The organism is Dactylosporangium siamense, assembly GCF_016862795.1.
Classification (GTDB): Bacteria; Actinomycetota; Actinomycetes; order Mycobacteriales; family Micromonosporaceae; genus Dactylosporangium; species Dactylosporangium siamense.
In genome coordinates, this window is sequence record NZ_BONQ01000186.1 from 1 (window position 1) to 11,171 (window position 11,171).

General features: G+C 71.2%; 9 protein-coding genes. 6 read left to right on the forward strand and 3 right to left on the reverse strand.

Annotated features, from left to right (window positions below):
• Together Dsi01nite_RS53810 and Dsi01nite_RS53815 are read left to right on the forward strand one after the other, a co-directional pair.
• Positions 1–1,257 (forward strand): dihydroorotase (locus Dsi01nite_RS53810; RefSeq protein WP_203854290.1); only part of this gene is annotated, 1,257 nt, incomplete at its 5' end.
• A 30-nt stretch (positions 1,258–1,287) separates the two neighbouring features.
• Positions 1,288–1,515 (forward strand): hypothetical protein, encoded by a 228-nt coding sequence (locus Dsi01nite_RS53815; protein ID WP_203854291.1) that lies wholly within the window; start codon positions 1,288–1,290, stop codon positions 1,513–1,515.
• Positions 1,516–1,517: 2 nt separating this feature from the next.
• On the opposite strand, the gene Dsi01nite_RS53820 is transcribed toward Dsi01nite_RS53815, so the two are convergent.
• Positions 1,518–2,207 (reverse strand): TetR/AcrR family transcriptional regulator, encoded by a 690-nt coding sequence (locus Dsi01nite_RS53820; RefSeq protein ID WP_239137169.1) that lies wholly within the window; start codon positions 2,205–2,207, stop codon positions 1,518–1,520.
• An 88-nt stretch (positions 2,208–2,295) separates the two neighbouring features.
• On the opposite strand from Dsi01nite_RS53820, the gene Dsi01nite_RS53825 reads away from it, so the two are divergent.
• The gene (locus Dsi01nite_RS53825) at positions 2,296–3,717 is read left to right on the forward strand and encodes an MFS transporter (protein ID WP_203854292.1); all 1,422 of its coding nucleotides are present in this window, start codon (positions 2,296–2,298) and stop codon (positions 3,715–3,717) included.
• A 148-nt stretch (positions 3,718–3,865) separates the two neighbouring features.
• On the opposite strand, the gene Dsi01nite_RS53830 is transcribed toward Dsi01nite_RS53825, so the two are convergent.
• Positions 3,866–5,371: an SMI1/KNR4 family protein gene (locus tag Dsi01nite_RS53830; RefSeq protein WP_203854293.1), complete on the reverse strand. Its 1,506-nt coding sequence runs from the start codon at positions 5,369–5,371 to the stop codon at positions 3,866–3,868.
• A gap of 459 nt (positions 5,372–5,830) precedes the next feature.
• On the opposite strand from Dsi01nite_RS53830, the gene Dsi01nite_RS53835 reads away from it, so the two are divergent.
• From Dsi01nite_RS53835 to Dsi01nite_RS53845, 3 genes are all read left to right on the forward strand, one after another.
• Positions 5,831–6,658: a polysaccharide deacetylase family protein gene (locus Dsi01nite_RS53835; protein WP_239137171.1), complete on the forward strand. Its 828-nt coding sequence runs from the start codon at positions 5,831–5,833 to the stop codon at positions 6,656–6,658.
• 480 nt (positions 6,659–7,138) lie between these two features.
• A complete protein-coding gene (locus Dsi01nite_RS53840) occupies positions 7,139–10,102 on the forward strand; it encodes an AfsR/SARP family transcriptional regulator (protein WP_203854294.1) in 2,964 nt (987 codons plus the stop codon).
• Positions 10,103–10,177: 75 nt separating this feature from the next.
• Positions 10,178–10,591, forward strand: coding sequence for a putative type II toxin-antitoxin system PemK/MazF family toxin (locus Dsi01nite_RS53845; RefSeq protein WP_203854295.1), 414 nt, complete (start codon positions 10,178–10,180; stop codon positions 10,589–10,591).
• Between the two features lie 214 nt (positions 10,592–10,805).
• Here Dsi01nite_RS53845 and Dsi01nite_RS53850 read toward each other — a convergent pair.
• On the reverse strand, positions 10,806–11,171 hold a 366-nt coding region (locus Dsi01nite_RS53850), incomplete at its 5' end, for a hypothetical protein (protein WP_203854296.1).

Sequence of the window (11,171 nt, forward strand, 5' to 3'; positions counted from 1 at the left end):
CGTGAGCTGCGCCTGGCCGGTGTCGTCGTCGCGGGCCGCCCGGGCCTCGTCGATGTGTACGTCCGCGGCGCCCGGATCGAGGCCGTCACGCCCGTCGCCGGGTCGCCCGGCCCGGACACCGACGTGGTCCTGCCCGGCCTGGTCGACCTGCACACCCACCTGCGGCAGCCGGGCAACGAGGAGGCCGAGACCATCGACTCGGGCACCCGGGCGGCGGCGGCCGGCGGCTTCACCGACGTCTTCGCGATGGCCAACACGTCGCCGGTCACCGACACCGCCGACCGCGTCGAGCAGGTGCGCGAGTGGGCCCGGACCGCCGCCGCCCGGGTCCACCCGGTCGCCGCCGCGACGATCGGCCTCGCCGGCCACGACCTGGTGGACGTGGACCGCCTCGCCGACGCCGGCGTCACCGTGTTCTCCGACGACGGCCGCTGCGTCGACGACGCCGCCCTCGTCCTGGCCCTGCTGCGCGCGTCCGCGCGCCACGGCACCGTCTTCGCCCAGCACGCACAGAGCGCGTCGATCGTCCGCGACGGTGTGGTGAACGCCCGCGTGGCCGCCGCCCTCGGTGTGCCCGGCTGGCCGCCCGAGGGTGAGCTGGCCGTCATCGGCCGCGACCTCGCGCTGGCCGCCGCGACCGGCGGCCACCTGCACGTGTGCCACGTCTCCACCGCCGGCGCCGTGGACCTCGTCCGCGCGGCCCGGCGCGCCGGCCTTCCGGTGACCGCCGAGGTCACCCCCCACCACCTCGTGCTGACCGACGCGGACGCGGTGCGGCACGGCCCCGCGCTGAAGGTGAACCCGCCGCTGCGCGCCGCCCACGACGTCCACGCGGTCCGCGCCGCGCTGCTCGACGGCACCATCGACATCGTCGCCACCGACCACGCGCCGCACCCCGCCCGCACCAAGACCGGCTCGTGGCAGGACGCCGCGTTCGGCCTCACCGCCCTGGAGACCGCTCTCGCCGTCACCGCCGAGGTCTGCACGTCCGGCACCACCGTCGACTGGGCGACGGTCGCCCGCGTGCTGTCGACCCGCCCGGCCGAGATCGGCCGCGTCGACGGCCAGGCCGGCCGCCCGATCGTGGCCGGCGGCCCCGCCACCTTCTGCGTCGTGCGCCGCGCCCCGTGGCGCGTCGACCCGGCCGACGGGTTCAGCCGGTCGTCGAACACCCCCTTCCCGGCCCGGCAGTTCCAGCACCGGGTGGTCCTCACCGTCCTGGACGGTCGAACCACCCACGACTCCCGGGACCGGTGAACCTGGACTGTTCCGGAGGATGATGCGTTGATGCTCCTGAGGATCGCATCATCAGTAACGGGCAGGACCGTGACGCTGCGGCTGGAGCCGTTGGCCTACGAGTTCCCGATCGCCCCGGGGGATTTCTACACCGTAGAACTTCCGGCCACTGCCTCCGAAATATCGGGTGTCGTCCTGTACGAGCGCGACAGCATCGTGGTGGGGGATGGCGTCACCAGGATCTGGAACTCAAGAGGAGAGGAGCTCCACCTCGACTGACGTCAGGTGGCTGGTACGGGTGGCGCGAATGCTGACAGCAGCGTTGCTGTGATCAGGTTCGGTGCCCGCTCGACGGTGAGCCGGCCGGCGTTGATCTCGTCGGCCGCCCCGTGGATCACGCTGTAGAAGACGGTCACCAGCCAGGACGTCGGCAGGTCCGTCCGGAACGTCCTGTTGCGCCGGCCGCGCCTGATCAGGCTCTCGACCCGCTCCAGCGCCCTGTCGTGGTGCTCACGGATCTGGCCCTGCGGCAGCTCCAGCTGCGCGGCGAAGAGCAGCAGCCGGGACTGTTGGACGATCCGCCATGAAGACCTGACGAGCCGGGCCAGCGCCTGCGGCTCGTCGCCGGTGAGGTCGACATCGGCCAGGGCCCGATCGGCTTCGGCCATCACCCGGGTGAAGACCGCGTCCAGGAGCTCGGTCCGGGAACCGAAGTGGCTGTACAGCGTCACCCGCCCGACCCCGGCGGCGCGGGCCACCTCCTGCATGCTCGCGGTCGGGTCCGTGGACAGGAGCTCCTGAGCGGCCTCGAGGATCGCGCTCACATTTCGCTGCGCGTCGGCGCGGCGCCCACGCGAGCCGCCCGCCTGGTCCTTGCCGTCCGCGGCCTTCGTCCCTGCCACCGGGTCCTCCATGTCGTCGCTGCCGTCCAGCATGCCGCATCCGACCGTGCGCCGGTGATCGGTCAGCACCTGAGAAGTCGAACACACATGTTCAGTTTAACGATCGGCAGGGACTACCGTAAGCCGTACAGCAGTGTACGACTTATGAGAGGCAGTCATGGAACTTCAACAGCCGGACACCGTTCACCGCAGCAGCTGGGCCGTTCTGGTGCTGCTGTGCCTGGCGCAGTTCATGGTCATCCTCGACGTCACGGTGGTGAACGTGGCGTTGCCGCAGATGTCGAGCGACCTCGACCTGACCCGCACGGCGGCCACCTGGGTCGTGACCGCGTACACCCTCTGCTTCGGTGGCCTGCTCATCCTCGGCGGCCGCCTCGCCGACATGCTGGGGCGCCGACGCGTCTTCCTGGCCGGCTTGACGGCGTTCACGGCGGCGTCGCTGCTGGCGGGTCTCGCCGGCGACACCGGGATCATCCTCGGAGCACGGGCGGCGCAGGGGGCCGGTGCGGCGCTGCTTTCGCCGGCCGCGCTGTCGATCGTCAGCACCATGTTCCACGGACCCCGCCGGCACAAGGCCCTCGCGGTGTGGGGTGCCGTCGGCGGCGCCGGAGCCGCCGCAGGCGTCCTCATCGGCGGACTGCTGGTGTCCGGCCCTGGCTGGAGCTGGGTGTTCTTCGTCAACGTGCCGATCGGTGCGGCGGTCGCCGTCGCGGTGTCCGTCGTGGTCCCGCGGTCGCCGCGCTACCCGGGCCGGGTGGACGTCCCGGGAGCACTGCTGCTGACGGCCACAGCCGGTCTGCTCATCTACGGTCTGGTCCAGGCCGGGAACACCGGCTGGACCGCGACCGCTACCTGGCTGCCGATCGCCGGTGCCACGGTGGCAGGCGCGGCAGCCACCGCGCTCCAGCGGTCGGTCCGCGCACCGTTGCTGCCCACCGCGCTGCTGCGGCGCTGGCCGGTCGTCGCGGGCAACGCCGTCATGCTGGTCGCGTCAGGGCTGCTCATCGCCGGGTTCTTCCTCACCTCGACGGTCGCCCAGCACGTGTTCGGCTATTCCGCGCTGCGGACAGGCCTGCTCTTCCTGCCGGTCACGGTGGCAACGGTCGGGTCGGCCCACCTGACCGCGCACGGCCTGCGCCGCTTCGGTGCCCGCCCGGTGGCGTTCGTCGCCTTCGCCGTCGCGTCGGCCGGCTTCGGCCTGCTGACCCGGGTATCGATCCACGACGACCCGGTGACCGCCGTCCTGCCCGGATTCGTCCTCGCCGCCGCCGGGCTCGGCGCCGGCTTCGTCACCGCGTCCACCTCGGTGATGACCCGCGTGGAAGGGCACGAGGCGGGCAGTGCGTCCGGCGTGCTGAACACCGGCCACGAGCTCGGTGCCGCGCTCGGCGTGGCGATCGCGTCCTCGATCGCCGCCTCCGACCTGACATCGGGCCCGGCGTCAGCGGTCTCCACGGCCGGCTTCACCGACGCCTACGCCGTCGCCGCGGTCGTCGCCGCGGCCGCCGCGCTGCTCCTGGCGGCCGCACTGCCAGGCGGGCGCCCTCCAGTCACCGACGCTCCCATGTTCGTGCACTGACCACAGGGCCACGGTCAGGCGGACCGTGGCGGCAGCACCCAGTGGCCGCCGGTCAGCCGGCCGAGCAGCCGCCGGCGGTCCGGATCCGCCGTTCCGTCAGGGGGAACGTCCCGCCGGCCACGATGTGCTCGAGGCCGCCGGCGCCGCGTCAGAGGCGGCCGCGGGCGGACCTGGTGCGCCGGGTGGTCTCGGCCGGGTCGGCGTCGAAGAGGGCCCGCCAGGCGATGGCCTGCCGGGGTGTCGGGCCGCCGGCGAGGGTGGCCGCGTGCAGGTCCAGGCGGTCCATCAGCGGACGCAGCCGCTGCCACTGCTCGAACGTCAGCTCCAGGTACCGCACGGCCGGCAGGTCGGCCAGGACGGCGAGGTCGGCGACGCCGGCGCGGGCGAGGGACAGCCCGTGCAGGTGCGCGACGGTGCGCAGCGGGGTCAGGTCGCCCGGGGTGGCACCCTCCAGCAGGGCCAGTGATCGCAGCGTCGGGTGGCCGGCCAGCGGCGCCAGGTCCGATGCCGCGTTCACCATGAGGTGCTCCAGCGGCAGCGCCGCCAGCGGCGTGAGGTCCGCCGGGGCGGTCATCGCCAGCAGCCGCAGCCGGTGCAGCCCGGCGAGCTCCGCGGTGTTCACGGTGCCGTAGTACAGGCGCAGTTCCTGCACGTCGGGCAGTTGCCGCAGCGGTTCGAGGTCGATGGCGCCGCCGCGCTGCTCCAGGCGCAGGTCGGGCCGCGGGTGGGTGCGGCGGGGCGGGCCGGCCAGCAGCGCGGTGACCGAGTCGGCGACGTAGCCGGGCCGGGTGCTCCAGTCGACGCCGACGTTGATGACCTGGCCCGGCCGGCCGTGCCGGGCCGGGGCGAGGTCGACGGCGAGGAAGTTGCCGCCGGCGTCGTCGGCGATCGGGATCCAGCCGGGGTGGCCGCTGGCCCGGCGGACCGTGCCGGCCGGGTCGGCGTCGAGGACGACCCGGTCCCACGCGTCCGGCCAGGTGGCTTCGGCCGGGGCCGAGGTGATCTCGTGCATGCCGGTGACCTCGGCGAGCGGGTACCGGTGCCAGCCGTCGACGGTGCCGCCGCCGTCGGCGAGCGCGAACAACGCCCGCAGGTCCGGCGGCAGCCGGTGGCCCAGCTTCGCCTCCGCGGCCGCGATCTCATCCTCGGTCGCGCCCGGAGGAAGGTCGCCGCCGGCCTGCTCCAGCAGCAGCGCGACCGCACGGTCGGGATCGCCGGCGCACGTGGGATCCAGCACGACGGGCTCGGGGTCGAGCGTCTCCGGCGGCCGGCCGGCGCGCAGCCGCACGGTCCAGGAGCGCCCGACGCTCGACTCGCGCAGCCCGAAGCGGGCCACCGCGTCGAACTCGCCGTCGGCGTCGACCGTCAGGTGCACCAGGACCTGCCGGAACGAGGTGCCCTCGACGAGCCGGGAGAACAGCTCCAGCATCGGCGCGCCGACCGCCGCGTGACCCATCGCGGGGTTGTACAGGCCGGTGCCGTCCTCAGCGAGGTACCGCACACCCTCGCCGCCGTGACCACGGGCGACCAGATCGACCGACAGCGTCGCCGTGCGCCAGCCGGCCGGCCCGTGCTCGGACACGAGACGGGCGGCGTCGCGCAGGGCGTCCGAGGCGGCACCGCCGGGCGTAGTGTCTTTCCCCGAAGCAGTCATGACCGGCACCGTATCGCCCCCGATCGACCGGTTGCACACTGCGGGCGCGATGGGTGCGGCGACAGCGGTCGTCACCCGCCGGGCGTCCGTGACCGCGCCCGCGAGGAGCATGATGCCGACGGGTCGTGCAGGCCCATGAGGACATCTGGGTGTGTGCGGTGCCGAAGTTGAACAGCGTCGGCGAGCCCGGCAGGTCGGCGACCCACCGCGCGACCGCCTTCACGATCTTGCTGACGTCGACCAGCTCCAGGTAGGGCAGGTCCGGGCGGTCAGGACTGTTCGTGCAGCTTTCGGAGCTCGGCGGAAGCGCTGGCGTCCTCCTGGCCTCGGCCGCGCGTGACGACGGCCGAGGTTTCCGGCCGCGCCGACCGGAACCTCGGCAACCGAAAGACTCCGGTATCCGTCTGTTCCGTAGCATCGTGGAGCCCTGACGGGACCGGACCGAATTGGAGTGCCTCCGTGCCGTTGCGCCGCATCGCCGTACTCGGGTTGACCATCCTGGCCCTGACGCTCGGCGGCAGCCGCGGCAACAGCGGTCCGCCCGCGCCTCCTGCGGCCACGCCGGTCGCGGCGGCACCGGTGGTCGCCGAGCACCAGGAGCCGACGGTCAAACCGAGCGTGCCGAGCCCCGTGGCCTCGCCGTCCGCGTCGTCGCCGGTCGTCGCGACCGGCGACGGTCCGGCTGGAACGGTGCGCAAGACCGGGTCGGACGCGGTCGCGCTGACCTTCGACGACGGCCCGTGGGACGACACCCCTGCCGTGCTGGACCTGCTGGCCCAGCACCACGTCAAGGCCACCTTCTGCATGGTCGGCCGGCAGGTCGCTGCGCGCGCCGAGATGGTCCGGCGGATGGTCGCCGAGGGGCACACCCTGTGCAACCACTCGTGGAGCCACGACGAGAAGCTGCGCACCCGTACGCCCGATCAGATCAGATCCGACATGCAACGCACCAACGACGCGATCCGGGCGGCCGCACCCGGCGCGGTGATCGGCTACTTCCGCGCCCCCGGCGGCAACTGGTCGCCCGACATCGTGAGCATCGCGGCCGGCCTGGGCATGACGTCGATCTCGTGGACCGTCGACCCGCGGGACTGGAGCGGCCCGGGGGTCCAGTCCATCGTCCACACCGTGCTGACGAAGACTGGTCCCGGCGGGATCGTGCTCCTGCATGACGGCGCGGGGCCACAGACGGTCACCGCGCTGCGAACGATCCTGCCCGACCTGGCCGGCCGGTTCACCCTGATCGCCCTCCCGGCGCCGACCAGCGTGCCCCGAACCTTGCGGTAGGGGACCGCCGGGTGCTGTTGCATTCCGCGTCGTTCGTCGATGAGGCACACGTCAAGGCCGATGGTGTCTGGCGATACGTGCACCGGGCCGATGACCGTGTTGAAGGTACCCGCCGAAGTGGTCACCGACGCGGCACCGGAACATGCAGACCGGCGGCGCGGCTGGACACGCCGTCCAGCCGCTCGCCGGCATCCATCGGGAGACATGAGTGTCGACCCCGATTCCCGTCGAGCTCGCTCCGTGTGTCGTCCTGCCTCGCGCCCCGAGAACCTGCCCCAGTTCGCCGGATCTCGCCGGCGAACTGAGCCCCCGTTACCTGCGGCTTCGGTGCGCGTCGCAAGTCATGCCGGGTACGGCGTGGAGTTTGCTCGCACGTGCCATCGTGACCAGTGCCGTCATCGTTTCGTCCTCGATCGGTCTCCTCGCGATCGGACTGCTGCTCGTACACTCGCCAGGAGCTTGACGAGGGTGGGAGGCGGCATGGAGTTCGGTATCCTGGGGCCGCTCGAGGTACGGCATGGCGACGGTCACGTCACGATCGGCGGGACGAAGCAGCGGCGTGTCGTCGCGACTCTGGCGCTCAACGCCGGCCGGGTAGTCACGTTGAGTCAACTCGTGGACGCCGTGTGGGATGGTGAGCCTCCGGTTACGGCCCGTAAACAGGTCCAGAATGCGGTGTCCGCGTTACGGCGTACACCTGTGGGCGCGGCGCTGGCGGCGGTCGGCCCCGGGTACGTGTTACGGGTCCCGGTCGAACAGGTGGACGCCGGGAGATTCGAACGATGCCTGGCCGAGGCGCATGCGGCCCGGGCCCGCCACGATCTGCTGCGCGCAGCCGAGACGTTGCGGGCAGGGTTGGCGATCTGGCGCGGGCCCGCCCTCGCGGGTGTCGGGGGCAGGACCGCATTGACTGCCGCGGGACAGCTCGAGGAACGGCGCTTGTCGGCAGTCATCGCCTGGGCCGAGATCTCTCTGGAGCTGGGATCGCATGGTGTCGTCGCCGACGAGCTGAGCGCGGAACTCGATCGATATCCGTTGTGTGAGCCGCTCGCCGGCCTGCTGATGCTGGCGCTGTACCGTGCCGGAAGGGCCGCCGAGTCGCTGGTGTGCTACCAGCGGATTCGCCACACGATCGCGGAGGACCTGGGCGTGGACCCGGGTCCTGAGCTGCAGAGCCAGTATCATCGGATCCTCGCCGCTGATCCAGCGCTGCATCACCGGTCTGAGGCGCTCCAGCGCAACTACCTGCCCCGGGACATCGGGCATTTCACCGGCCGCCTCGCCGAACTGGACCGGCTGATGTCCATTGCGGACAGTGGCGGCGTGACGGTGATCCAGGCCATCGACGGGATGTCGGGGGTCGGCAAGACGACCATCGCGGTGCACGCGGCACACCGGTTCGCGGGGCGCTTCGCTGATGGCCAACTGTTCATAGACCTGCATGGGCACACCGCCGGCCGCGATCCGTTGACGGCTGAGGAGGCCCTCGATGTGCTGCTGCGCGCCGTCGGGGTTCCCGACGCTCGCATCCCGAAGAGCCTGGATGAGAGGGCCGCTGTGTGGCGGGGAGAGCTCGCCGGACGGCGTGTCCTGCTCGTCCTCGACAATGCGTTGAATTCCGCCCAGGTCAGGCCACTGTTGCCGGGTTCAGCCAGCTGCGCCGTCATGATTACCAGCAGGCGCCGACTGACCGGGCTGAACAGTGCGGAAGTGTTGTCGCTGGACACGCTGCCCCCGGACGATGCCGTTGCCCTGTTCCGGGCGGTCGCCGGGCCGGACCGCTGCGAGGCCGAGCCAACCACGGTCGTCGAAGTGGTCAAGCTCTGCGGCCATTTACCACTCGCGATATCCATTGCCGCGGCCCGCTTGCGTACCCGTCCACAATGGACAGTTTCGGATCTGGTCGAGCGGCTTGCCGATGACCATCGCAGGACGAGGTTGCTGCAGTCGGACGACAGGGGTGTCACCGCCGCCTTTTCCCTGTCATATCAGCACCTTGTCGATGCTGAGCAGCGCATGTTCCGCCTGCTCGGCGTGCACCCGGGCGCAGACATCGACGTCTTCGCCGCGGCGGCGCTGGCCGGCCTGACCGTGGACGAGGCCGAGAACCTGCTCGACGCCCTGTGCGACATGCATCTGCTGATACCGCACCTCCCTGGCCGGTACCGCCTGCATGACCTGGTGCGCGACTTCGCCCGGGCCAGCGTCGAAGCCGAGGAGCCCGCAGCGCAACGATCGGCCGCACTCGACCGGCTGCTGGACTACTACCTGCATGTCACGCAGATCGCCACCGAACTGGACGCACCCGGACGGCCCCGCCTCGGCGCAGGCCCTCGATATCGGCCAACTGCCGTCCCTCGACTCACGAAGACCTCAGAGATTCGGTCGTGGGTCAATGCCGAACAAGCCAATCTCCTCGCCATCGCCCGGCTCGCGGCGCAGCGTGGGGCCGGCGACGTCGGCTGGCAACTCCCGCGCAATGTGGGGTCACTCCTGTACGAGAGCGGCTATCTGTCGGCGAGCCTCGACGTGTTCAAGATTGCGCTGGCCGCATGCGGACCCGAGACCCCGCCCGTGGTGAAGTCCGCCTGCCTGCTGGACGTCTCCTTGATGCACAAGGTGCTGGGCCAATACCGGCTTGCCCTGGACTTCCTCAACCAGGGCACAGCCAATGCCACTCACTCGGGCGATCGCGACGGCATCGCGCGATCACTGATTCACAAGGCCGACCTGAGCCACCTGATCGGCTCGTTCACCGATGCCGTCACATACGGCACCCGCAGCTTCGAAGTCTACCGTGACCAGGCCGACCTGTGGCGTGCAGCGGTAGCCCTGACGGTGATCATGGATGCCCTGAGCCGGCTGGGACGTCACCGTGAGGCGATCGACACCGCGGATCGGGCGGCGCTTCCTCTCGACGGATTCGCGAACCTGCGGCAGGCCAGCGCTGTGCTGAGCCGACGGGGCACCGCCCACAGCGGACTGGGCGAGCACGACAGCGCGATCCGGCTGCTGCACCAGAGCGTGGACCTCGCCCGACAGGGTGAGGACCGGCGCTTTGAAGCTGACTATCTGCACCGGCTCGCGGAGGCGACCCGAAGATCCGGGCAGCCTCATGAGGCGCTGAACCACGCGCGTGAGGCACTCGCCATCCTCCACGACATCCCCGACCCGGTGGATCTGGCCGAGACACACAACGTCCTGGGCGCGATCCACAGCGACATCCATGACTACGAGGTTTCGCTGGCCCACTACCGTCAAACGCTTGAGATCACGGCAACCGTTGAGTACCGCGTGGCGAAGGCACATGCTCACAGCGGAGTCAGCGGGTGCCTGACCGCGCTGGGGCATCCCGGCGCACAGATCCACCAGCAACAAGCTCTGGCGATCTACGCCGAACTCGGCGTCCCAGAAGCCGATCCGCTGCCCGATGAAGCGACGTGAGTGCCCCAGATCTCAGGTCTCAGCGGTCGCCATCTCCGTGACCACCAGCTCGTGGACGGCCGATAGCATTGCCGGGTGGAACGTGGCGAACTGTGGTGGGCCGAGTTCGACGAGAAGCGGCCGGTGGTGCTGCTGTCGGGCGGTGCCGGTCCGCAGTTCCAGATCATGCGGATCGTCGCCCCGGCCACGCCGGCCGAGAAGCGCGGGTTCGTGGTCATCTCCGGTGATCAGGCGCTCGACGCCGACAACCGGCGCCGGATCGTCGAGGAGGCCGGCCCGGCCCGGGCGGTCGGCATCGAGGTCTTCTTCGGCACCGCGGAGGGGCTGGCCGAGGACGGCGTCGTGCGGGTGGCGCTGCCACAGGACGGGACGATCTTCTGCACGTGGGGAGCGAGCGTCACCGAGGAGGCTTTGATCGAGCGGATCGGGGTCTGCTCCCCGGAGAAGCTGCACGAGCTGGACGTAGCCATGAAACTGGCCGGGGCGTAGACGTTCGCGCCTACGGGCCGCCGGCCGCCGGTATCGCGCCCGCCAGGGACGGCCGGTCGCCGAGTCCCCCCGTGATGTGGACACGGCGGTGGGCCGCCCTGGAATGGGGCGGCCCACCGCGATGTTGGTGCTGTGCTGGTCAGGGCCTCGCGGACAGGGCGTTCCCGGAGGAGGCCGCCGCGGGACCGACGTCACGTGGTCGCTGCCGCCGCGCTCAGAGCCCGGCCGGCGCGTTCGGAGCGGGGTTGTACTCGATGACGAACGCCGCGCTCCACGGGTAGAACAGCATCCACTGCATCATGTCGGTCTCGTTGACGGCGCGCAGGCCGAACGTCATCTGGCTGCCGAGGGCACCGTTTGCCGCGGCCTGCAACTGTGACCGCAGCGCCGGCATGCTGTCACTCGACCAGGACATCGCCATGTCCAGCTGGTTGCAACCGACCTGGCCGGCGTTGCCGAACCGCATGCCGATCGGCGTGTTCCACGTCGCGTCCGAGGAGGAGTTGTTCCAGGTCACCGGTGCGGCACTGGACACATTGGCGGTGCCGTACAGCAGCACCCCCGTCGGGCGGCAGGTGGC

Bases quoted from the DNA above. Each gene is read 5' to 3' on its own strand.
- Dsi01nite_RS53815 (WP_203854291.1), top strand. From the start codon at position 1,288: ATGCTCCTGAGGATCGCATCATCAGTAACGGGCAGGACCGTGACGCTG.
- Dsi01nite_RS53825 (WP_203854292.1), top strand. From the start codon at position 2,296: ATGGAACTTCAACAGCCGGACACCGTTCACCGCAGCAGCTGGGCCGTT.
- Dsi01nite_RS53830 (WP_203854293.1), bottom strand. From the start codon at position 5,371: ATGACTGCTTCGGGGAAAGACACTACGCCCGGCGGTGCCGCCTCGGAC.
- Dsi01nite_RS53840 (WP_203854294.1), top strand. From the start codon at position 7,139: ATGGAGTTCGGTATCCTGGGGCCGCTCGAGGTACGGCATGGCGACGGT.